Origin of the sequence: Pilosibacter rotomagensis (assembly GCF_045062245.2) — a bacterium.
Taxonomy (GTDB): domain Bacteria; phylum Bacillota; class Clostridia; order Lachnospirales; family Lachnospiraceae; genus Pilosibacter.
In genome coordinates, this window is sequence record NZ_CM170323.1 from 2,668,837 (window position 1) to 2,690,767 (window position 21,931).

Here is a 21,931-nt window from a genome sequence, read left to right on the forward strand (position 1 = left end):
CTCCATTACAGGGCGTTGACGCATTCCTTAAAGATCCGTCCACGCTCCTCAAAGTTCTTGAACATTCCCCAGCTGGCGCATGCCGGGGAGAGCAGCACATAATCGCCTGCATTTGCGTAGGAAGCACATACCTGAACAGCTTCCTGCATATCTTCCGCGTACATGATATCGGTGATACCATGTTTCTTCGCGCACTCAGCGATCTTATCTCTCGTCTGACCGATGAGAACGAGATAGCGGACTTTTCCGTCAAAACTCTCGATCCACTCGTCGTACTCGGAATGCTTATCATATCCGCCCGCGATCAGAAGTGTCGGTCCCGGCATCGCCTTGATAGCCTGGATCGCTGCATCCGGGTTTGTTCCCTTGGAGTCGTTATAATAAGTAACGCCGAAACGTTCTCTCACATACTCAATCCTGTGCTCGACTGCCTTGAATTCCTTGCACGCCTCGCGGATCATATCCATCGGGACACCTAAACGGATCGCGATCGCAACAGCTGTCATCACATTCTCATGGTTATGTCTTCCGATGATATTTAATTCGTTGACGTCAAGGACTTTCTCGCTCTTTCCGTCATGACGGTAGATGATGAGATCGCCGTCCATGAAGATGCCCTCGTCGAGCTTCTCCTTGCTGCTGAAGTAGAGGACCTTGCACTTTAAGGTCTTTCCGAACTCTCTGAGGACCGGATCCTCGTAGTTTAATACGCAGGTATCTTCCTCTGTCTGATTTCTTGTAATTCCTTCCTTTACCTGAATATAGCATTCCATCGTCTTATGGCGGTCCAGGTGGTCCGGAGTGATGTTTGTGATCGCGGACACGTTCGGATGGAAGTCCATGATCGTCTCGAGCTGGAAGCTGGAAACCTCAGCGACTGTCACGGACTCATCAGTTGTCTCGAGTGCGTGGGCAGTATACGGATCTCCGATATTTCCTACTACGAATACGCTCTTATAAAACTTCTTCATGATCTCTCCGGTGAGCGCTGTCGTCGTTGTCTTTCCGTTTGTACCGGTGATCGCGGCAAGTTTTCCCTTTGAGCAGTGGTAAGCGAGCTCGATCTCACTCCAGATCGGGATCTTCGCCTCGTCGATCACCGCAACGAACGGTGCCTCAAGCGGGATGCCCGGGCTGATCACGCATAACTCTACCCCTGCAAGGTCTGTCTTTTTCAGTTCTCCGAGAACGATGGTCACTTTCGCGCCTTCGTCAAATTTTGCTTTCAGTTTTTCTTCGGAAAGTTTCTCATTTCCATCATAAAGGATCACTTCGCCGCCCTGGGCAAGCAGAAGTTTTGCTGCGGAAATACCGCTGATCCCTGTTCCTGCAACTAATACTTTCTGTGACATGGTTTCTCCTCCTATATGTTTATAATCCCAGATAGGCAACCAGGCAAAGGATTGCCGTAATGATCGAGAATACTGCGACAACTCTCGTCTCGGACCATCCGCAGAGCTCAAAGTGATGGTGGATCGGAGCCATCTTGAAGATCCTCTTTCCGCCGGTCTTTTTAAAGTATGTGACCTGGATGATCACGGAAAGGACCTCCACCAGGTAGATCAGACCGACAAGTGCGATAAAGATCGGCATCTGCATCATAAACGCGCTGGATGCCACGAAACCGCCGAGAGCCAGGGAACCTGTATCTCCCATAAAGACCTTCGCCGGATATACGTTGAACAGTAAAAATCCCAACAGACTTCCGACTACCGCACCGGTGATCGGGCTGATCCCGCTGTCCTCGCCGATCGCGACCACTGTAAAGAAGGTCGCTACGAGGATCGTCACGCTCGTGCAGAGTCCGTCGAGTCCATCCGTAAAGTTTACGCCGTTGTCTGTACCGAGAACGATAAAGAATACCGCCGGGACAAACAGCCAGCCGAGATTCAGATAATATCCGTTCTCAAATCCGCCGGTGAACGGGATCAGCATTCCTGTTCCCACATCCCCGGAGGTCATCAGATAATAGGTGAAGATCCCGGTAATGATAAACTGACCGATGAGTTTCTGGATCGGATTCAGTCCTTCCGACCGCTTCATGACGATTTTGATGTAGTCGTCCAGGAAACCGATGATCCCGAATCCGACTGTCACGAACAGGATCGGAATGATCCTCGGATAGCTCTTGATATAGAATAAGGATGTGATCACGGTCGCCGTGAGAATAATGAGTCCTCCCATTGTCGGAGTTCCCTGTTTCTTTAAATGGCTCTGCGGGCCGTCATCGCGGACCTGCTGCCCGAATTTCAGGCGGTGAAGGAAAGGGATCACCACCGGGCAGAGCGCCGCGCTGATCGCAAAGGCGATAATGATCGCCAGGATTGTCTCATTTACCATACTGAACCTCATATTTCCAGTTGCACCTCATACTTCCTATGTAAATATCGCGGGACCGGCCTGTTTTTCATCACATTTTCCGGTCTGCCGCGTAAATAGTATACGTCCTTTTCTCTTAATAATCAATCGAAATTTGTATCTGTTCCGTACCTTCACGCCCACGCGCAAAAATTCATTCCGGATCGGCAGGATCCACTCTTTCCACATCCAGATACGGCAGGATATTTGAAAAGATATCCGCGATCACCGGAGCCGCGATCGTGCCGCCGTAATAGATCCCCACCGGCTCATCGATCGTGATCAGGGCGATCACCTGAGGATCATCCGCCGGCGCGAAACCCAGGAAAGAAGAAATATACTTCTTTAAGCTTCTCGGGAGCTTTTCGGATGTCGCCGTCTTTCCGCCGATCCGGTATTCCGGGAGCTTTGCTCGTTTTCCGCTACCCTCCGCTACCACCTGCTCTAAAATATAGCGCATGGTCTCACTCGTGGATCCCGATACGACGCCGGTCCTTTCCGGGTAAGAAAATGTCCTGTAAAACATCCCGTCCGTGCTCTCCGCACTGACCGCGAAGTGCGGTGTGATCCGCCTTCCCCCGTTTATGATGGAGGAGGCCGTCGTGATGAGCTGGATGGGTGTGATCTGGAAAGACTGACCGAAGGAAACCGTCGCAAGTTCGACTAACCCCATATTTTCCTTTTTATGCATGATCGTCGCCGCCTCGCCCGGAAGATCGATCCCGGTCTTTCCGAGAAGTCCGAACTGTTCAAAATAGTGGTAGAACGAATCCACGCCGAGTCTCTGTCCCACGTCGATGAATACCGGATTGCAGGAATTCATCGCGCCCTGGAGGAATGTCTCCGCACCATGTCCGCCGACTTTATGGCAGCGGATCTTCCGGTCCTCCACGATCCGGAATCCCGGACAGGAAAATTTATCGTCCAGATGGACCACTCCGGCCTCAAGTCCGGCAGCGGCTGTGATGATCTTAAATGTGGATCCCGGCTCATACGTATCGTTGATACAGCGGTTCCTCCACATTTTGTTCCGCGCATCCTGAAGCTCTGCCCCTGTGAGTCCGCTGCTTTCCCCGCTCAATGAAAACGGGGCGTTCAGGTCAAATTCCGGCGCATTCACCATCGCGTAGATCTCTCCGTTCTGAGGATTCATGATGATGATGGAGACCGCCTTTGCACCTTTTTTCTCCATGACCTGGTATGCAGCCTGCTCCGCGTACTTCTGGATATTCACATCCAGACTCACGGTCAGGGTATTTCCGGGGATCGGTTCCACCCGCTCCTCCGCGGCATTTTGAAGTTCTGTCCCTTTCGCGTCTGAGAGTGCCAGAATCAGACCGTCCTGTCCCTTCAGATATTTCTCGTACATGACTTCCAGACCGATGATCCCCTGATTGTCCGCCCCTGTAAATCCAAGAACTTTGGATGCGAGACTTCCGTAAGGATAATAGCGCCTGTAGTCCTCATCGACTTTTACGCCGGAAAGTCCGAGATTCATGATCTCGTCCCCCACCGACTTTTCCACATTCGTCCGGATGATCTCCCTGGAAGACCACTTTTCCACTTTTTTCCGGACTTCCTCCTCGGAAAGATCCAGTATCCGCGCAAGCTCCCGGATCACTTTCTCCGGCTCCTTCACCTGATTGTAGATCACGGACACCGTGCAGACCGTCCGGTTCGCCGCGATCACGGTCCCGGTCCGGTCCACGATCTCACCCCTGGCGGCCTTGATGGTCCGCTCCCGCTCATGGAGCGCATCCGCCATTTTGCTGTAATGATCCGATCTTGCGATCATCAGGAACCCCAGCTGTCCGCATAAGCCTGTCATCAGGAGTGCCGAGATCACAAAAACGACCAGGATTTTTTTCCTGTGATATGTCAGAAATTCCGCCATCTCCAAAACTTTCAATAAAAAGTCTTGGTAACTAATATACGGGACTTCCCGTTTTATCATGCGCAAAAATCCATGTTCTCAGCTTCCGGTCTGCATTTTCCTCTTTCCCGTTCGATCCGCTACATCGCAAGGAATCCGGCCAGAGCCCGTTTCGCCCCGGTAAGTCTCTCCTCAAACTGCGGATAAAAATCCTCTTCTTTTTTATAAGGAGACAGGTAAAACTGCCGGATCAGATACAGGCTGATCGTCTTCGCAGCCTGTCCGGACGTATCTTTCCCGATCACGCGCTCCAGATCCTTTAAAAAATAATGCCAGGTACAGACAAAAGCGTCATAGCGCTTTGGCTCCGGCATATCGATCCATTTCCTGACTTTTACTTTGGCGCGGGTCTCCTTCGCACACTCGTAGACCTGTAAAAAATAGCGGAATCCGCCGTCCTCATAGATCCTTCCGAGAGGAAACAGTCGGCAGATCCCCGGACGGCACGCATGGATCGTGCATCGTCCATTTGCGTCCAGAAAAGAACAGGTCTCTTCCTCACCGCTCATTTTAAGGTTCGGGAGAATGATCCCGTCCACCACATTTAACTCCAGCGGTCCCGCCAAAAGCGCCTCAAACGTTTTTCCGGTCCCGGCTGTCATGCGGTACGCGTCAAAAGGATCGAGGACCACGGAGGTCCCCATCCCGGTACAGCAGGCGTGGCAGCCCTCGCACCCGGCGCAGTCCGCCTTCACCATATCATCCAGGCCATAGAGTTTTCCGTCGGAAACCTCTGCCATATCCATCTCTCTGTTCATCGTCTTCTCCCCACGTGGCAAAACACGCTCCGCGCATTTCCCCATTATTGTGACAGCAGCCAGAGCCCTGCGCATTGCGCGGACTCCGGCTTATCGTTTGCGTAATTCCATGCAGCAGGCATAAGCTGACCGGTCTTCACCGGAATTACTGTGCAGCCTGCGTCGTCTCCATCGTCTCTTCCGCTCCGTCCTGCACAGTCTCCGTCTCCTGAACGGCTTCCATGCTCTGGGCTTCCGCTGTGCCCGCATCTGAACCATCGGAAGTGTCCGCCGGCATATCATCCGGCAGCCCGAGACCGTCATCAAACGGGACCACTTCATCCTGCGGTGTTGTCTCCTGCGGGATCACATTTCCGTCAGCGTCCGTCGGCGCTTCTGTCTCCGCCTCAGTCTCTCCTGTTCCGGGCTCCAGTCCGCCTTCATTGTTGTTCGTGATCCCCTCACTCTGGTCCGCGAGACTTGCGTCCTCCGCCGCGGTATCCGTATCCGGGAACACATTCAGGTAAGGAAGAGCCTCCGTCATGATCTTCTGGAAAATCTCTGTAGCGAATGTACTGTGCGCCTGCTCTTTTCCCGGAAGGTTCGGGGTATCGATGACCACATATACAAGAAGCTGCGGATCATCCGCCGGTGCAAAGCCGCAGAAAGATACGAGATAGTTGTGTGCGGAACGCGGAAGCTTCTCCGCTGTTCCTGTCTTTCCGCCAACCTTATATCCGGCAACACGTCCCGCTTTTCCGGTTCCTTCCTCGTCATCGACGGTCATGAACAGTGCATGACGGATAAATTCGCTGGTGGACTCGGATACCGTCTCCCGAACCAGGTTCGGCTCGATCTTTCTGACGACTGATCCCTGATCATTCACGATCTGTTTTACCACATGCGGTTCATAGTAGGAACCGCCATTGATGACAGAGGCGAATGCCGCTGCCATCTGGATCATCGTGCAGTTATAACTCTGTCCAAAAGAGTTTACCGCAAGGTCCGTCGGTCCCATATTGTCGGAATTGTAGATCAGTCCGTACGCCTCACCCGGAAGATCAATCCCGGTCTTCTGACCCATACCGAATAATTTCTGATATTTCGCAAAGCGCTGGATCCCGAGTTTTGCCGCGATCTGCATCATGACATCGTTGCAGGATTTCATCAGGGACTGCTCTACCGTGAGGATCCCGTGTCCATAGATGCTGACACATTTGATCCTGTATCCGCCGACATCCTGTCCGCCGTCACAGAGGAATGTATCGTTTTGTCCGATCACGCCCTCCTCCAGACCGGCTGCAACTGTCATCGGCTTCGCCGGGGAACCCGGCTCGTAGGTATCGTTTACACAGTAGTTTCTCCACATCTGGTTCCAGGCATCCATCCTGCCTTCATCCGTCATGGCAGCGATCTCCTCCTGGGAGTAGGCGCTGCTCAGATCTCTCGGATTATTCAGGTCGAATCTCCTGTTGGAGGACATGGCAAGGATCTCGCCGTTTCTCGGGTCCATGGCGATGACAGCCGCGGTCTTGCTTCCGATCCCGCTCATCCACTCATCGATATATTTTTCCACGATGCGCTGGATGTTCACGTCGATGGTGGAAACGATCGTGTTTCCGTTCTCGGCGGACTTGATGACCTTCTCCATGTTGGCCTCATCATCCAGATAGCCGTACTCTCTTCCGTTTGTTCCTGTCAGCTGGTCGTTGTAATACTGCTCGATCCCGCCGCTTCCCTGTTTTCCGTTATCATAGGAAAAGCCGATCACATTGCAGGCCAGCGTGTTGTACGGGTAAAATCTCCGGTACTCATCCTCAAACCAGACACCTTTGACCTTCTTTCCGCTGTCATCCTTCGACTTTGCGTAGGCATCGTTCAGTTCCTTCTTCTTTGCCTCGAATTCTTCCTTCTTATCCGCAGAGATCTGCTTCTCATACGGCACATAGTAGGAATTCTCGTTTGCGGAGATCACAGCCATCAGGTCCGCCCGGTCGTACCCGAACACCTCGCAGAGGGCGGACACCGTCGGCTCCAGATAGTTATCCTTATCCTGGTTGATCTGATTCGGGTCGAGGATCAGGTTGTAGACCTTCTCGCTCGTCGCCAGATACGTTCCGTTTCTGTCCACGATATCACCGCGGCGGTACGGGATCGTCCGGCTGTCGTAGGAGGAATGCTGGTTCAATACGATCTGGGTGTAGTCTGCGTTTTTATCCTTGATCATCCGGTATAAAACAACGACAAGACCAAACAAAGCCAGCGTCGTTACGAGAACCGTAACCGCCAGCTTTTCTTTCATACTCATGGTAAAAACTCTTTTATTATTACCGTTCCGGGATGTCTTCATACTGTCTTACATACTCGCTTTCCGTCTTATTGTATAAGCGGACCTGGTCCTTATTGGCATAAACCATTCCCAGCTCCTCTGTTGCTACCTTATACACATAATCCAGGTCCACCGACGTGTTGATCCTTGTAAGAAGGGCGTCGTTGTCCCCTTTCAGCTTTTCAATACTCTCCTCCAGGCTTTCAATGTGATTCAGTCTCGCCGTCACGGAAGACTGGAGCTTTAAATAGCTCACACAGATATACAGCGTGCAGATCATAGCCGCTGTCAGCAGTAATACGGAAAAAAGATTCATCTGAAGCGCTTTTTCCTGATTTCTCCGAACTGTAACGGTATGGGATGAATTCCGTTTCTTCTGCTTTCTTCTTTCCTGCCCCTCATACTGCGGAGCACGCTCGATCTTGCGGACAGTATTTCCCTCTACATATTCGGTTGCCTGTGGGGCTCTTCTCCGTCTCCTTGCTGCCATACCATCACTTCCTTTCTAAAAATGGCTGTAACTGCTCAGTATCTTCACAGTTATATAGGATTCTTCTTTTGCGATGCTCTCTAGCTTCTCTCAAACACACGAAGCTTCGAGCTCTTTGATCTTCTGTTCTCTTCCAGTTCCTCTTCCGACGGGACGATCGGTTTTCTCGTCACGACACGGCCTTTGCTCTTTCTTCCGCACACGCACACCGGGAAGTCCGGCGGGCAGATACATGGATTTTCATTGGTCCGGAATCTCGTCTTTACGATCCTGTCCTCCAGAGAGTGGAACGTAATAATCGAGAGGCGTCCACCCGGATTTAAGAGATCAATCATCGTGTCAATGGAATCGTTCAACACATCCAGCTCATGGTTCAGTTCGATGCGGATCGCCTGGAATGTCCGTTTTGCCGGATGTCCGCCCTCTGCGCGGATCTTTGCAGGGATCGCACCGCGGATGATCTCCGCGAGCTGCAGTGTCGTCTCGATCGGGTGGATCTCCCGCTCTCTCACGATATGCTTCGCGATATTCTTCGCAAAGCGGTCCTCACCGTAATCGCGGATGATCTTATACAACTCCATCTCGCTGTATCCGTTTACGATGTCCGCCGCTGTCTTATCGTTTCTCTGGTCCATTCTCATGTCCAACGGGGCATCCTCCCGGTAGGAGAATCCACGGTCCGCCGTGTCTAACTGGTAGGAAGACACGCCAAGATCCAGGTAAATGCCGTCCACCTTTTCGATTCCAAGGTTAAAGAGCACTTCCCGGATATTTTTGTAGTTGCTTCTGACGATCGTCACTTTATCTTTAAATGGGAGAAGGCGCTCTGTCGCAGCCGCGATCGCGTCCGCGTCCTGATCGATCCCGATCAGGCGTCCGTTTTCGCCAAGTCTCCTCGATACTTCGTATGCATGTCCGCCGCCGCCCAGTGTTCCGTCCACGTAAATACCGTCCGGTTTTACGTTCAGACTGTCGACGGTCTCCATCAGCAGGACTGATTTGTGTTCAAAAATCATATGCCAAGACCTTCCATATTTTCTGCAATTTCTTCCATGTCATCATAGACATTCTTCTCGTTCCAGACTGCCTTATTCCAGATCTCGATCCGGCTTCCGACGCCAACTAAGACAACGTCTTTTTCCAGATGTGCGAATTCTCTTAAAACAGAAGGGATCAGGATCCTTCCCTGCCTGTCCACCTCGCAGGCGCAGGCTCCTGCCAGGAAAAATCTTGAAAACTTTCTGGCATTGGCATTCGTAAGAGGAAGTGCGTGGAGTTTTTCTTCAAAGGATTTCCATTCGGAATTTTCGTACACGAAGAGACACCCGTCCAATCCCTTTGTCACAACGAACTCATCGCCCAGCTGCTCACGGAATTTGGAAGGGACGATCAGACGACCTTTTGCATCGATTGTGTGACTGTACTCCCCTATGAACATGACTCTCCCCGTTGGACGGCGACTGTTTTTTATCCACCGATCCACCATTTTAAACCACTTTTATCCACTTTCCACCACTTCTAATGTAATCTTAGTACATTTACTTTAAAATAGCAAGGAATTTTTCACTTTTTCATGTATAAAAGGAGGTGCGCTTTTTTAGTTATCCACATGCCGGGGAAACGGTGTAAAACCGGATATTTTCAGAGTTTTCCACAGAAAAGATCCCATATGTGCCGGATATAACTGCGCCGGATCCCTCTGCCTGTGACTGATTTCACACCTAGGCAAAGGAATTTTCCTGATGAAATGAAAAAAGCTGCCCATCCGGACAGCTTTTTTCATTTCATCAGGTGTATATTCGATTTTTATGTACTGCGGACTTTAATATCCCGCATCCATATACTCTTCGATCAGCCGGTCAAGCTCCACACTATACCGGTAGATCAGATCATATGCCTCTTTTCCATCAATGCTTCCGTTCAGGCGTTTTCTCGCCTCTTCGATCCGATTTACCAGTTCTTCCCTGCTCTCCATATCAGTTTGCTCCCTTTCTCTGGGCGAACGCTTTTCTCCTGTGGTAGATCAGTACCACAAGAGATACCGTCGCCAGCACAACAGATAACGCCTGGGATACCGCAATCCCGGTACCCGGTATCAGGAGAGAATCCGTCCGCAGGCCTTCGATCCATGTTCTTCCGATCCCGTATCCGGCAAGATAGATACAAAGCATTTCCCCCGTGAACGTTTTCCGTTTGCGGAACCAGAGCATAAACATCAGAAGTCCGAAATTCCACAGTGATTCATAGAGGAACGTCGGATGGACCTGAATGTACTCGATCCCGTTGTCAAGGATCAGATGGTCGAGGAGGTTCTGTGAGATCATGCTTTCATTCACGATACTACGTTTGAGCCGCATGGCAAACAGACAGTCCGTATAACGGCCAAAGGCCTCGCAGTTCACAAAGTTTCCCCATCGTCCGATCATCTGTCCGGTTACAAGTCCGAGGCAGGCGCTGTCTGCCATGGACAAAAAGGAAAGATGGCGTTTTTTCGTAAATACGAGCAGCGTCAGGATCCCGGCGATCACTCCCCCGTAGATCGCAAGTCCGCCTTTCCTTAAATTCACGATCTCCAGCAGGTGGTCTTTGTAATATCCCCACTGAAAGAAAACATAGTAGATCCGCGCTCCGATGATGGAAAAGATAATCCCGTAGAGTGCGAAATCAACATAAATATCCGGATCCTGTCCCCTGCGCTTCGCGTCGGACTGGGCGACCAGAAGTCCCATGATCATACCGATCCCGATGATCAGCCCGTAGTATGCGAAGGAGATCCCTCCGATCGAAAAGCTCTTCACCATATGCGGGATCGTGATCCCGAGGTGAACGAAGCTTACATCTGCTCCTGTCATATCGTATTTTTTCTCCTTTATTTCTTTGGTGAGTTTTATTTTACTCCGAAAACATGCAAAAAGCAAACAGATTCGCCAGACACTCCTCATGTTTATTCGACAAAAGTTGACGATTCCTGTGGAACTTTCCGGTTACTTTTCGCGGGCAGGAATTTTCTGAACTGAAAATTCCGTATGATACCGTTGTGGCCGCGGGTTTTGCCGATTCGGAATGCGAAGCATCGGCAAAATCCTGTTACGGTATATTTTATACTTTCCATTGACATCAATTTTATAAGTTTTTATACTGAAACCATAAGATGTTGGGGTCAAAAGGTTTTGACCCCTTGTGATACCGTATTGTTCCGCACTTCGTGCTCCCACAATACTCGAAAACATTCATCTGAATTTATCCCTTACAAGGAGGAACAGCCATGGACATTCAATCCTATCTCGATACACTGAAATCATATGAACCTTCCATGATCCGGACGCGCCGCGATCTTCACAGACACGCGGAGACCGGCTGGCTCGAATACCGCACCACCGCGCTTCTTATTAAGAAGTTAAAGGAACACGGGATCCCGGTGAAATACGGAAAAGAGATCATCAACAAGGATTATCTCTGGGCTTACCCGTCTGAAAGCGTTCGGAAAAGCGCCATCGACCGGGCGCTTGCAGAGGGCGCCGACCCGGAAATCATCGAAAAAATGGACGGTTTCACCGGTCTCTGCGCCGTGATCGAGACCGGAACGCCGGGACCTGTCCTCGCACTCCGCTTTGATATCGACTGCAACGATGTCACCGAGAGCACCGATGCGGACCGCCAACCTGTGAAAGACGGATTCTGCTCGATCCATGACGGCTCCATGCATGCGTGCGGTCATGATGGACACGCATCCCTGGGACTCCACACCTGTATCGCGTTGAATGAGATCAAAAATGATCTTTGCGGGACCATCAAAGTCATCTTCCAGCCCGCCGAGGAAGGAGTCCGCGGCGCACAGTCGATCGCGGAAGGCGGGATCCTCGATGATGTGGACTATCTTCTCACCGGACACCTCGGGATGGGATGGAATACCGGTTCCCTCGTCGCCCTCTCAAAAGGATTTCTCTCCACAACGAAGGTCGATGCCGAATTTAAGGGAGTCTCCGCTCATGCCGGAATGTCCCCGCAGGACGGAAAAAATGCAATCCTTGCGGCATGCTCGGCAACTCTCGCCATGCACACCGCCTGCCAGGACTCCAGAGGCGCATCCCGGATCAACGTCGGAACGATCCAGGGCGGAAGCGGACGGAATGTGGTCCCGGCGGACGCCATGATCCGCTTTGAGACACGCGGGGAGACCGCCGATATTCAGGAGCTTGTCCTGAAAAAGGCGATGAACGCGGTAAACGGGGCCGCTGAAATGTTCGACTGCTCCGTGGATACAAAGATCATGGGCAGCGCTTCGAGTGCCGACAGCAGTGCAGAGCTGGAACCGTTCATCAGGGCCGGAGCCGCGAGAGTCCCGGAGATCACCAATTATGTAAAGGAAGCCGCTTTCTCCGGGTCTGAGGATGCCACCTACCTGATGGCAAAAGTCCAGTCCCACGGCAGAAAGGCTGCTTATATGTGCATCGGCTCCAATATTGCTGCTCCGCACCACAATGATCATTTTAATTTTGATGAGTCGTCCCTGCTCACGGGGCTGCGGCTTTATGTCTCCACCGTGTGGGAGATCATGCACAGATAGAAGAAGGCAGCACAGACTCCTCTCTATTTCAGTTAGTGAAAGCCAACAACTTTCTTTCAGAACATTGCGCTCTGCGCTCCGTTTCGATCGGCGCACCCCATTGTCTTCCAGACATATGCGCCTTCGAGGAGTGTTTATCTCAGCCGGAGATTGGACGCAGCTGAGACAAATTGGTGTTACCTAACATCCAAAAGATGTGGGAGTTTTATCTGACTGAGACAAATTTTGATCAAAAAAAGCCATGGAATCGTACATGATACGCATTCCATGGCTTTTCTTATATTTCTTTATAACAACTGTTCAGTTCCTGTGATCTTGCGATCCGCACAGGAAACTTTCGGACTTTCCGCAGCTGCTCCATCTGTTATAACAAGCCTGTCATCCAGCCGAAAATTATACGTTAAAGCGGAAGAGAACAACATCTCCATCCTTCATCACGTAATCCTTACCTTCCATGCGGACAAGACCTTTCTCCTTCGCACCGTTGTAGGAACCGCAGTCTAAAAGATCCTTGTAGTTGACAACCTCTGCCTTGATGAATCCGCGCTCGAAGTCGGAGTGGATCTTTCCTGCTGCCTGCGGAGCTTTTGTGCCAACCTTGATGGTCCATGCACGTGTCTCCTTCTCTCCTGCTGTCAGATAGCTGATCAGGCCAAGGAGACGGTAGCTTGCAGCGATCAGCTTGTCAAGACCGGACTCTTTTAATCCGAGGTCGTCTAAGAACATCTTCTTCTCATCATCGTCGAGTTCAGAAATCTCTTCCTCGATCTGGGCACATACGACAAATACCTCACTGTCGTTTTCTGCCGCGAACTTGCGGACAGCCTGTACATGCGGGTTGGAAGCACCGTCATCTGTGAGATCATCCTCACCTACGTTCGCTGCGAAGATCACCGGTTTCCAGGTGAGAAGGTCGAGAGATGCGACAAATGCCTGCTCTTCCTCGTCCTCGCACTCGAAGCTCTTTGCAAGGTTGCCGTTCTCAAGATGTTCCTTTACGGCCTTTAAGATATTTAATTCCTTCGCGAGTGCCTTGTTGGAAGCTGCGCCTTTTCCCATCTTCGCGATCCGGCGGTCGATGAGCTCGATATCTGAGAAGATCAGCTCCAGGTTGATCGTCTCGATGTCGCGGAGCGGGTCAACGCTTCCGTCTACATGGATGACGTTCGGGTCCTCAAAGCAGCGGACAACATGAACGATCGCGTCAACCTCACGGATATTTGCAAGAAACTGGTTTCCAAGTCCCTCACCTTTGGACGCGCCCTTTACGAGGCCGGCGATATCAACGAACTCGATTACAGCCGGTGTTGTCTTCTCAGAGTGATAGAGGTCTGTTAAAAGTTTTAAACGGAAATCCGGTACCGGTACAACGCCCACGTTCGGGTCGATAGTACAGAACGGATAGTTCGCGGATTCTGCACCCGCCTTTGTCAATGAGTTAAATAAGGTACTTTTTCCTACGTTCGGCAGACCGACGATGCCAAGCTTCATTTTATTTTAATCCCTGTTCGAAGAACCTTTCCATGCAGGGCTCTTCGCCTTTCTTTAATTTTCCTGTACATAATTTTTACTTTTTCGATGTAACTCCCGCTTTCCGGCAAAAAAGTCCATCGCGACTATAAATTATAGCATAAGGGCCCTGCTTTGTAAATCTTAACAGGAATTTTTTGCATGACTGCCGCACTGCCTCACATGTCTACCTTGCAAACCAATCCTTCATGCACTGAAGGACCTGTACCAGTTCCTCCTCTTTGATCACATACGGAACCATCGCGTAGAGGTAATTTAAAAATGGACGGCTGAATACACCTCTCTGGTAAGCATACTCCTGATATCCTTTCAGAACGGCCGGATCGTAGACCTCAACGCAGACACATCCGCCCATGATCCGGACTTCCCGGATCCTCGGGTCTGTAAAACCTGCCATCTCGCGGCGTGTGATCTCCTCGATCTTTCTGATCTTTTCCATGTAATTCTGCGTCTCAAACAGCTCGATCGATGCAAGAGCCGCGCTGCAGGCCAGCGCATTTCCCATGAAGGTCGGTCCATGCATCAGGGCATGTTCCGGAACGTCATCGTAAAAGCCTTCAAATACTTTCCGGTTCGCCACGGTAGCGGCATGGCCGATATATCCGCCTGTCAGAGCCTTTCCGAGAACCAGGATGTCCGGAAGGACAAGATCCGCCACGAAGCGGTTTCCGGTCCGCCCGAATCCGGTCGCCACCTCATCAAAGATCAGGAGCACACCGTACCGGTCACAGAGCTCCCGCGCCTTTTTTAAGAATGAGACATCGTACATCCGCATGCCTCCGGCCCCCTGGAGGAGCGGCTCCACCAATACACAGTTCAGCCGTTCATGGTATGTCTCAAACGCCTGCTCCAGCGCCGTGATCTCCGTCGGGATATGGACGACATATGGGCTTGCCCCGTACGCCTTCAGCACGAAATGATAATCTTCATCATCCCCAGCTTCCATCGTCTTAAAAGTGTCTCCATGGTAGGCATGCTCCAGCGCCAGGATCATCGTTCTCTTTTCATCCCCGCGGTTCATGTAGTACTGAAGCGCCATTTTCAGTGCAACCTCGACTGCCACACTGCCGGAATCAGAGAAGAAACAGTAGTCCAGATCTCCCGGCAGCCAGGATGCCAGCTTTTCCGAAAGTTTTCTCGCCGGCTCATGGGTCAGTCCGCCGAGCATGACGTGGGAAAACTTTTCTACCTGGGAGATGATCGCCCGGTTGATGACGGGATTCTTATATCCATGGATCACGCTCCACCAGGAGGAAACGGAATCGATCATTTTCTGATCCTTTGTATACAGGTACACCCCGTTTGCGTCCACGATCTCGTACGGTGCCTTCATTGTCTTTAATTGTTCATATGGATACCAGATCATTTTTCTCTTCTCCTTATCTCATCTTTGTTTCCTGCTCCGCCTGTTTCGCGCTGCATGATTTCCCATCGTCATATAAGTTCTTCAATTCCTCCGCCCTGATGGAAAGCTCCGTGTCACCATCCGCCACGCAGGCGATGACCGGAACTCCTGTATAAAATTCACACATTTTCCGGTTGTCCTCACAGAGCACGTCTCCCTGTCTGTAGTGGTTTAAAATGATCCCCTTCAGAGCGATCCCCTGTTCTTTGAGGTAATATGCGGTCAGAGCCACGCCGTTGATTGTTCCAAGACCCGCGTCCGCGACGATCAGACAGCCAAGGTCACAGGCTTTTACAACATCCGGAAGGCGGAGATCTGCCTCATCGAAGCAGAGCGGACACAGGATCCCGCCGCTTCCCTCCACGGTCACATATTCGTATTTTTCACAGACTTCATGGAACTTTTCCAGTACCGTTTCCATCCGGACCGGATTTCCCTCCAGCCGCGATGCCAGATGCGGGGAGACTGCCGTCTCATAGACGTACGGACACATCTCCTCCAGCGGCTGACGGATCCCCGACATTGTTTTTACCTGAAGAGCATCCCCCGGGATCAGACTGCCGTCCGGGCGCCTCTCATTCCCGCTCATTGCCGCCTTATAGTAGGCCGCGTCCGCTCCGCTCTCCTTCAGCTTTTTCACGATCAAACCGGTCACATACGTCTTTCCGACATCGGTTCCCGTGCCTGTGATAAAAATATTTCTGCTCATCTCTTATCCAAGTCTCCCTTCCCTGATCATCGGGATCATCCGTTTTCCGATCGCCGCAGCCAGAATGCACAGCGCGATATCCCCCGGAACTGCCAGCAAGAAGCAGTATAAAAACAGCGGCCACAGACCGATCGGCGTGTTCAGCACGAAATTACTGATCACATAATAGTAGACCATGCCGAACGCATAGACGATAAAAAGGCCGATGAAATTTGCTGCCAGAAGCCGTCCGTAGCCGGGATGACTTTTCTCATTCGCGATCCGTCCGGTCACATAAGCGGCCGCCGCAAATCCGATGATGTACCCGAAGCTCGGCTGAAAGATGTAGCCAGGCCCGCCGCCCTGCGTAAAGATTGGGAGTCCCGCCAGGCCCAGCACGATGTAGATCACGACCGCCAGCGCCCCGTTTCCGGGGCCGAGAAGAAGCCCGGCCAGCATAGTGAACAGAAACTGCAGGGTAAACGGAACGACCGGAACAGGAACCTTGATAAATGCCCCGACTGCGATCAGCGCGACAAACATCGCGCACAGCACAAGGTCTTTTGTTTTCATACGCTTCAAAATGATTTCCTCCTCAAATACATGAACGTCCCGGCAATCCGGAACATTTTCCCTTGAAATGTCTGAAATCTCCAGCGATCCGGAGCGTCTCAGCTTTCTGCACATGCGCATGCTTTTCCCGTCTCTCCCATACCTTCTGAGACAGCCGCCGCCATCCTCAGATCCCGGGTGGTATCACAGAGAAGAACTGAGAAGGAGCTTATCACAGAATTTTCGTATTGTCAACCTATTGTTTTTATATGGTTGACAATTATATTAAAAAGATACCGACTAAGCTCTATGGCCTACTCGGTATCCTGGTATCATTACGTTTTATCGTTCCTGTTCCCGCGCTCTTCGAACAATCTCACTTCATCCACTCAAACGCGATCCGCGGTGTTCCATCCGGAACGTAAATGATCCCGCATCTCTCAAATCCCTGTTTTTCCAGGGCTTTCTGCATGACTTTATTATGTTCGTGGGTATCGATCCTGATATGGGAGATGTTGGATTTTGCAAAATCCATGATCCGCCCGATGACATTGTGAAGGGTTCCGTCGCTCGCGACACGATGTACCGCGGCGTATGTGGCATCGGATTTCCACTCGCCCTGCTCAATCACCGCGTAGCATGGGTCTGCGCCGATGATAAAAGCAAAGGCCGCATGGATCTCGCCTGCTTCCTCGAGAACGTACAGATTTCCTGCTTCAATATCCCCCGGAAGCAGACGCTCCGGAGCATCTTCGCCGTCCCACTGGCTGAAATTCCCGTGGTCACGCATGAACTGGCGGGCGGCCGCGTAGATTTCATGGATTCTCGGAAGATCGGCCGGAGCTGCTTTTCTGATCGTAAAGGTATCTTCTGTCATGGATTTCATCCTCCTGCATATGTATATTTTTCACTGGCCTGTTTTCATCATTGTATCACAGCATATTTTACAAGACAATCTGTCATTTTTTGCGTAAGGACCACAGGGAGGAAAATCCACCGGGATCCTTTGCATCCCGCCCTGTGATCCTCAGTGCAAGTTTCCTGCCACTGCTTATTACTTTACGCAGCAAAAGCGTGAGACTTACTTGCTCTTGTTAAAATATTTCTTCAGTCTTTCCCAGGGCTTACCATGGAATCACCTGTTTTCTGTTCTGTACTTCCTTTGTACTGCTCATAGTATGGTCCAAAATCCGCCTGCTATGCGCGCTGATAACAGGTTCCCTGTTCCATTTTTTCCATGAATCGCATTCCCCGGGCGGTCACATCACCTGAAAAGCTGGAACACACCGCCCGCCGGTTCCATCGCAAACGTCATTTCTTTTTTTGTCACCGGATGGAAAAAAGTCAGCGATGATGCGCAAAGGGCGATCGACTCTCTCTGTCCGCAAAAATTTCCGGCTGATGTTCTTTTTTCTGCCGCCATGCCATACTTCATATCCCCATAAAGCGGCGTTCCATGATACGCCATCTGCACACGGATCTGGTGATGTCTTCCGGTCTTTAATGCAACTTTTACGAGACTCAGCCCTTTTCCGGGCATCCCATTCTCTTCCCCATCGATCGTTTTTAACACCTCATAGGAGAGCTCCGCCTTCTTTGCTCCGGTTATCCCCTTATCCACAACCTGTGAATAATTCCCGTCCGGTGTTTTCACCAGATAATCCACATAGTTATCCACCGTATTCACAGGCTTTCCGTAGACAACTGCCGTGTAGATTTTTTTCATCTTATGGCTCTGAACCTGCTCACTCAAAGCCGCTGCTGCCCGTTTCGTCTTCGCGTACACCATTACACCGGAAACCGGCTTGTCCAGTCTGTGGATAACTCCCACATACGGTTCCTTCCCCGGTGTGCATGATTTGTTGATAACCAGGTGTTTTTTTACCTCACTCACCATATCCGGCGCGAATCGTTTTGCCGCCTGGGATTCCACTCCCGCCGGCTTTACGACGACGATGATCTCGTCATCCTCGTATAATACTTTTAACATCAAAATATTTCCCCTTGCATATTTTTATCGTAAGTGGTATAGTATATTCAAACATGATATGTAGTTTTCAAAACTACATATCATGTTTCTGGTATTTAATACAGGTTACTCATTCACATGATTGGAGGAATGATTATGGAACTGAAAATAAAAGATCCCGGAAGCGCGCTGACTCACTTTATCGCAATGCTGGCCGCTATGGCTGCCGCAGCGCCGCTTCTCGTAAAAGCCGCATCCGTCCCCGGGACGATGCATTTAAAGGCGCTCAGCGTGTTCATCGTCAGTATGATCCTGCTCTACGCCGCAAGTACGGTCTACCACACCTTCGATATCTCGGAGCATGTCAATAAACTTCTCCGAAAGATCGATCACATGATGATCTTCATCCTGATCGCCGGAACTTACACTCCGGTATGCCTCATCGTCCTCGGAAACCGTTCCGGATACCGGATGCTGTCCCTCGTCTGGGGCATCGCGATCGTGGGAATCATCATCAACGCCCTCTGGATCAACTGCCCGAAGTGGTTCTCCTCCGTGATCTATATCGCGATGGGCTGGGTGTGCGTCATGGCGATCCGTCAGATCGTCGCAGCCCTGACTCCTGCCGCTTTCGCCTGGCTCCTCGCCGGCGGGATCATCTACACGATCGGCGGCGTGATCTACGCTCTGAAACTGCCGATCTTCAACTCAAAGCACAAAAACTTCGGCTCCCACGAGATCTTCCACCTCTTCGTCATGGGCGGAAGCTTCTGCCACTATATGATGATGTACGGATATGTGGCAGCTGCATAAAATTTTCGTAACTGTTCAGTACCTTCACACCTACAGGAACCTCCCCCGGAGCTTCCCTTCGGATGCATGGCAAGTTACACGCAAAAATACATTCCAGATCGGCTGCGCCGATGGGATTTTTGCCTTCAAACCCATGTTTTCTTACGGTCAGCGCAGTAAATGCGCAGACCTACTGAACAGTTACAAACTTTCCAACTACACCAATTTCTATTGTTTTCATTTCCGGCGCGGCTAAAAACCGCGCCTTTTTCAGTATAGCAGACTTCGGCTGCTTTGTCATTCTGAACTGTTTTGGCGGTTATCCTGCCTGGTTTCATAGAAAGTTCCATCGGCATTTCCTGTGAAATGAAACAAGTGAAAACACGCTTCGCGAGTTTCCCCTTGTTATCGCGACAGTCGGCCAAGGTCTCGCGCAAGCGCGGGCTTTGGCTCGTTGTTCGCGTAAACAGAAAAAGCAGAGCCTGCCAGCATTTCGCCAGCAAGCTCTGCTCCTTTATTATTGTTCTTATGCATGACCGGATTCTTACCCCGGGCGCTTTTCCTCACAAGATCCATATTCCGGATCCTGCCTGTCTTTTTATCGTTTCCATCTCTTTTCGTCCCGCTTCCGCTTCTCCTCGAGCAGCCGGTTGAATTCGGCTTCCGCGTCGCCGCCTTCCGCCATGAGACGCTGCCTTCTCTTTTCACGCCGGAGTGCTTCCGCTTCCGCCTCTTTCTTGTTGCTCTGGATCCTGAACCAGATACCGCCGCCGATCAGGGCTACTGCCGCAAGGATCCCCACAATGATCAGGACGATCTTCACCGGGAATGCAGCTCTTACATCTCCGCTTCCGGCCTGGTCCGACGCGTCTTCACTGTCTGCCGCAGTCGTCACATCCGTTTCTCCCATGGTCTCCGTCTCTGTCTGGTCATCGGTGTTTCCGTCATCGGACGAAGGATCCGCTGCGTCCGCACTTTCTTCGGACGGTTCTTCCGCAGCCGTGGTCTCCGTCCCGCCTGCTGCCTCCGCAGCCGCGAGCGCCTCCGCCCCCGCCTTCGTCATCAGGTACGCGGATCCGATCTTTCTCTCGTTATAAATATAGTTCAGGACGCCGACCGTTCCCTCCGGCGCTCCGTCCGGAACCGCACCGAGACTCAGCTCCGCGTCCGCAAAGCTCGCATCCTTCGGGAGTGTGATCTTCTTTCCCGCCTGGACCGCCAGATCAGACGGTGCATAGCTTGTCCCGTTGACATCCACCTGGTCATCGCCTGTGACATATCTTGTCTCATTCTCCGCGATGTCCACGTTCTGGAAACGGTTCAGTCCAAACTGCAGGAGATTCTTTCCGTCTACAAAATACTGTCTCGGACTTCCCTTTAAGATAACAGATACGACACGTCTACCGTCCTTCTCTCCGTATGTAACGAGTGTGTTTCCCGCTTTTAAAAGATACCCTGTCTTTCCGGCAACCGCCTCCGGACAGTAGTACGGGCTCTCGGTATCCTCCGTGATCACAAGGCGGTGCTCATTTCTCACACTCACCCCGTCCGGGTTGTTCGTGGTCGCACCGACCTTCCATGATTTCGCGGAGCTGATCTCTAAAAGCTTCGGATTGCTGTACGCCGCAGCTGCGATCTTTGTCATGTCGAACGCAGTGACGACCTGATCATCATTGTTGAGTCCTGACGGATTCGCAAAATGGCTCTCCGTGCATCCAAGCTCCGCGATCTTCGCATTCATCATATCCACGAAATCCGGGATGCTGCCCGCGACATGTTCCGCCAGCGCGTTGGCCGCCTGGTTCACGGACGCCAAAAGCAGCGCATAGAGACAGTCCTCAACCGTCATCGTATCGCCAGCCACGAGGCTTAACTTATTTCCGCTGTCCGCCTCCACGGAGTTCATCGCTTTGTCCGAGTAAGTAACCGTATCGGTAAGGTCCGCATGCTCCAGCACTACAAGCGCCGTGAGGATCTTTGTGATACTCGCCGGATAATATTCCACATGGCTGTTCTGTCCGAAGAGCATCGTTCCCGTGTCCACGTCCATGACAGCTCCGGCTTCCGCCTCGATCCCCGTATCGGACGGCCAGTCCGGTCTCGCGAACGCCTGTATCGTCCCCATCTGGGCAAATACGAGCACGCCGCAGAGTACCTTTGCCAGTTTCTTTTTTAACGTATGAATCATAAATCTTTTCTCCCTGTGTTCCGGTTATTCGGCCCCTGGGCCACCAGCTCCTCTTTCTGTTTCCGGGAAAGCTGTTTTACCTTTGCTTCCCGGCTCATCGCCTCTTCCTTCGTCTCGAACGTCTCATACCACACCAGCCGCACCGGCCGCCGCGGTTTCGTATATTTTGCGCCGCGCCCGGAATTGTGCGCGTTCACCCGCTTTTCCAGATCATTCGTCCATCCGCAGTAAAGCGTTCCGTCCGAACACTCCAGAAGATATGTGTAGTTCATCTGCCGTTCTCTCTTTCTCAGGTTCCGGTACCCAGGCACTCCCTGCCCGTGCACCGCAGCGCGATCTTCCGATGCTTCGCGTTCCGTCTTTTTACATATTATGTAAACGGCAATGGGACCA

Annotated in this window: 20 protein-coding genes; 2 read left to right on the forward strand and 18 right to left on the reverse strand. The window is 51.5% G+C overall.

Annotation, left to right across the window (positions count from 1 at the left end; translation table 11 throughout):
• Window positions 1-5: 5 nt before the first annotated feature.
• The 10 genes from murD to lgt form a co-directional block, all read right to left on the reverse strand.
• Window positions 6-1,352: a UDP-N-acetylmuramoyl-L-alanine--D-glutamate ligase gene (gene murD / locus ACI3EW_RS11965; protein ID WP_118299009.1), complete on the reverse strand. Its 1,347-nt coding sequence runs from the start codon at window positions 1,350-1,352 to the stop codon at window positions 6-8.
• Between the two features lie 19 nt (window positions 1,353-1,371).
• The gene (mraY, locus tag ACI3EW_RS11970) at window positions 1,372-2,340 is read right to left on the reverse strand and encodes a phospho-N-acetylmuramoyl-pentapeptide-transferase (protein ID WP_118299008.1); all 969 of its coding nucleotides are present in this window, start codon (window positions 2,338-2,340) and stop codon (window positions 1,372-1,374) included.
• Between the two features lie 172 nt (window positions 2,341-2,512).
• Window positions 2,513-4,312 carry a peptidoglycan D,D-transpeptidase FtsI family protein gene (locus tag ACI3EW_RS11975; protein ID WP_485663027.1) on the reverse strand — a complete coding sequence of 600 codons (1,800 nt, stop codon included), beginning with the start codon at window positions 4,310-4,312 and terminating at the stop codon, window positions 2,513-2,515.
• A 59-nt stretch (window positions 4,313-4,371) separates the two neighbouring features.
• Window positions 4,372-5,049 carry a YkgJ family cysteine cluster protein gene (locus ACI3EW_RS11980; protein WP_405581907.1) on the reverse strand — a complete coding sequence of 226 codons (678 nt, stop codon included), beginning with the start codon at window positions 5,047-5,049 and terminating at the stop codon, window positions 4,372-4,374.
• Between the two features lie 145 nt (window positions 5,050-5,194).
• A complete protein-coding gene (locus tag ACI3EW_RS11985; protein ID WP_405581904.1) occupies window positions 5,195-7,336 on the reverse strand; it encodes a peptidoglycan D,D-transpeptidase FtsI family protein in 2,142 nt (713 codons plus the stop codon).
• A 19-nt stretch (window positions 7,337-7,355) separates the two neighbouring features.
• On the reverse strand, window positions 7,356-7,847 hold the full coding sequence (locus ACI3EW_RS11990) for a septum formation initiator family protein (RefSeq protein WP_118530750.1): 492 nt from the start codon (window positions 7,845-7,847) through the stop codon (window positions 7,356-7,358).
• Window positions 7,848-7,927: 80 nt separating this feature from the next.
• A complete protein-coding gene (gene rsmH / locus ACI3EW_RS11995; RefSeq protein WP_118299003.1) occupies window positions 7,928-8,863 on the reverse strand; it encodes a 16S rRNA (cytosine(1402)-N(4))-methyltransferase RsmH in 936 nt (311 codons plus the stop codon).
• A complete protein-coding gene (mraZ, locus tag ACI3EW_RS12000) occupies window positions 8,860-9,285 on the reverse strand; it encodes a division/cell wall cluster transcriptional repressor MraZ (protein WP_118322480.1) in 426 nt (141 codons plus the stop codon). The genes rsmH and mraZ overlap by 4 nt, the downstream gene beginning before the upstream one ends.
• A gap of 384 nt (window positions 9,286-9,669) precedes the next feature.
• Window positions 9,670-9,822: an aspartyl-phosphate phosphatase Spo0E family protein gene (locus ACI3EW_RS12005; RefSeq protein ID WP_118530749.1), complete on the reverse strand. Its 153-nt coding sequence runs from the start codon at window positions 9,820-9,822 to the stop codon at window positions 9,670-9,672.
• A 1-nt stretch (window position 9,823) separates the two neighbouring features.
• The gene (gene lgt, locus ACI3EW_RS12010) at window positions 9,824-10,699 is read right to left on the reverse strand and encodes a prolipoprotein diacylglyceryl transferase (RefSeq protein ID WP_118322479.1); all 876 of its coding nucleotides are present in this window, start codon (window positions 10,697-10,699) and stop codon (window positions 9,824-9,826) included.
• 413 nt (window positions 10,700-11,112) lie between these two features.
• On the opposite strand from lgt, the gene ACI3EW_RS12015 reads away from it, so the two are divergent.
• Window positions 11,113-12,414 carry an amidohydrolase gene (locus ACI3EW_RS12015; RefSeq protein WP_405581897.1) on the forward strand — a complete coding sequence of 434 codons (1,302 nt, stop codon included), beginning with the start codon at window positions 11,113-11,115 and terminating at the stop codon, window positions 12,412-12,414.
• A gap of 393 nt (window positions 12,415-12,807) precedes the next feature.
• Here ACI3EW_RS12015 and ychF read toward each other — a convergent pair whose 3' ends face one another.
• From ychF to ACI3EW_RS12045, 6 genes are all read right to left on the reverse strand, one after another.
• Complete coding sequence (gene ychF, locus ACI3EW_RS12020) at window positions 12,808-13,905, reverse strand: redox-regulated ATPase YchF (RefSeq protein ID WP_118298998.1); 1,098 nt, start codon at window positions 13,903-13,905, stop codon at window positions 12,808-12,810.
• Between the two features lie 205 nt (window positions 13,906-14,110).
• On the reverse strand, window positions 14,111-15,310 hold the full coding sequence (bioA, locus tag ACI3EW_RS12025; RefSeq protein ID WP_405581893.1) for an adenosylmethionine--8-amino-7-oxononanoate transaminase: 1,200 nt from the start codon (window positions 15,308-15,310) through the stop codon (window positions 14,111-14,113).
• A gap of 13 nt (window positions 15,311-15,323) precedes the next feature.
• Window positions 15,324-16,058, reverse strand: coding sequence for a dethiobiotin synthase (bioD, locus tag ACI3EW_RS12030; protein WP_405581890.1), 735 nt, complete (start codon window positions 16,056-16,058; stop codon window positions 15,324-15,326).
• Between the two features lie 3 nt (window positions 16,059-16,061).
• A complete protein-coding gene (locus ACI3EW_RS12035) occupies window positions 16,062-16,610 on the reverse strand; it encodes a biotin transporter BioY (RefSeq protein WP_118299020.1) in 549 nt (182 codons plus the stop codon).
• 355 nt (window positions 16,611-16,965) lie between these two features.
• A complete protein-coding gene (locus tag ACI3EW_RS12040) occupies window positions 16,966-17,466 on the reverse strand; it encodes a GNAT family N-acetyltransferase (RefSeq protein ID WP_405581887.1) in 501 nt (166 codons plus the stop codon).
• Window positions 17,467-17,853: 387 nt separating this feature from the next.
• The gene (locus tag ACI3EW_RS12045; protein WP_118530718.1) at window positions 17,854-18,579 is read right to left on the reverse strand and encodes an RluA family pseudouridine synthase; all 726 of its coding nucleotides are present in this window, start codon (window positions 18,577-18,579) and stop codon (window positions 17,854-17,856) included.
• Window positions 18,580-18,714: 135 nt separating this feature from the next.
• Here ACI3EW_RS12045 and trhA point away from each other — a divergent pair, with 135 nt between their 5' ends.
• The gene (gene trhA, locus ACI3EW_RS12050; RefSeq protein WP_118298993.1) at window positions 18,715-19,371 is read left to right on the forward strand and encodes a PAQR family membrane homeostasis protein TrhA; all 657 of its coding nucleotides are present in this window, start codon (window positions 18,715-18,717) and stop codon (window positions 19,369-19,371) included.
• Between the two features lie 577 nt (window positions 19,372-19,948).
• Here trhA and ACI3EW_RS12055 read toward each other — a convergent pair.
• Complete coding sequence (locus ACI3EW_RS12055; protein WP_405581882.1) at window positions 19,949-21,538, reverse strand: serine hydrolase; 1,590 nt, start codon at window positions 21,536-21,538, stop codon at window positions 19,949-19,951.
• Window positions 21,535-21,810, reverse strand: coding sequence for a GIY-YIG nuclease family protein (locus ACI3EW_RS12060; RefSeq protein WP_118298991.1), 276 nt, complete (start codon window positions 21,808-21,810; stop codon window positions 21,535-21,537). The genes ACI3EW_RS12055 and ACI3EW_RS12060 overlap by 4 nt, the downstream gene beginning before the upstream one ends.
• Window positions 21,811-21,931: the final 121 nt, after the last annotated feature.

Excerpts from the sequence above, each read along its gene's own strand:
- murD (WP_118299009.1), bottom strand. The coding sequence starts at position 1,352 with ATGTCACAGAAAGTATTAGTTGCAGGAACAGGGATCAGCGGTATTTCC.
- mraY (WP_118299008.1), bottom strand. The coding sequence starts at position 2,340 with ATGGTAAATGAGACAATCCTGGCGATCATTATCGCCTTTGCGATCAGC.
- ACI3EW_RS11975 (WP_485663027.1), bottom strand. The coding sequence starts at position 4,312 with ATGATAAAACGGGAAGTCCCGTATATTAGTTACCAAGACTTTTTATTG.
- ACI3EW_RS11980 (WP_405581907.1), bottom strand. The coding sequence starts at position 5,049 with ATGAACAGAGAGATGGATATGGCAGAGGTTTCCGACGGAAAACTCTAT.
- ACI3EW_RS11985 (WP_405581904.1), bottom strand. The coding sequence starts at position 7,336 with ATGAGTATGAAAGAAAAGCTGGCGGTTACGGTTCTCGTAACGACGCTG.
- ACI3EW_RS11990 (WP_118530750.1), bottom strand. The coding sequence starts at position 7,847 with ATGGCAGCAAGGAGACGGAGAAGAGCCCCACAGGCAACCGAATATGTA.
- rsmH (WP_118299003.1), bottom strand. The coding sequence starts at position 8,863 with ATGATTTTTGAACACAAATCAGTCCTGCTGATGGAGACCGTCGACAGT.
- mraZ (WP_118322480.1), bottom strand. The coding sequence starts at position 9,285 with ATGTTCATAGGGGAGTACAGTCACACAATCGATGCAAAAGGTCGTCTG.
- ACI3EW_RS12005 (WP_118530749.1), bottom strand. The coding sequence starts at position 9,822 with ATGGAGAGCAGGGAAGAACTGGTAAATCGGATCGAAGAGGCGAGAAAA.
- lgt (WP_118322479.1), bottom strand. The coding sequence starts at position 10,699 with ATGACAGGAGCAGATGTAAGCTTCGTTCACCTCGGGATCACGATCCCG.
- ACI3EW_RS12015 (WP_405581897.1), top strand. The coding sequence starts at position 11,113 with ATGGACATTCAATCCTATCTCGATACACTGAAATCATATGAACCTTCC.
- ychF (WP_118298998.1), bottom strand. The coding sequence starts at position 13,905 with ATGAAGCTTGGCATCGTCGGTCTGCCGAACGTAGGAAAAAGTACCTTA.
- bioA (WP_405581893.1), bottom strand. The coding sequence starts at position 15,310 with ATGATCTGGTATCCATATGAACAATTAAAGACAATGAAGGCACCGTAC.
- bioD (WP_405581890.1), bottom strand. The coding sequence starts at position 16,058 with ATGAGCAGAAATATTTTTATCACAGGCACGGGAACCGATGTCGGAAAG.
- ACI3EW_RS12035 (WP_118299020.1), bottom strand. The coding sequence starts at position 16,610 with ATGAAAACAAAAGACCTTGTGCTGTGCGCGATGTTTGTCGCGCTGATC.
- ACI3EW_RS12040 (WP_405581887.1), bottom strand. The coding sequence starts at position 17,466 with ATGACAGAAGATACCTTTACGATCAGAAAAGCAGCTCCGGCCGATCTT.
- ACI3EW_RS12045 (WP_118530718.1), bottom strand. The coding sequence starts at position 18,579 with ATGTTAAAAGTATTATACGAGGATGACGAGATCATCGTCGTCGTAAAG.
- trhA (WP_118298993.1), top strand. The coding sequence starts at position 18,715 with ATGGAACTGAAAATAAAAGATCCCGGAAGCGCGCTGACTCACTTTATC.
- ACI3EW_RS12055 (WP_405581882.1), bottom strand. The coding sequence starts at position 21,538 with ATGATTCATACGTTAAAAAAGAAACTGGCAAAGGTACTCTGCGGCGTG.
- ACI3EW_RS12060 (WP_118298991.1), bottom strand. The coding sequence starts at position 21,810 with ATGAACTACACATATCTTCTGGAGTGTTCGGACGGAACGCTTTACTGC.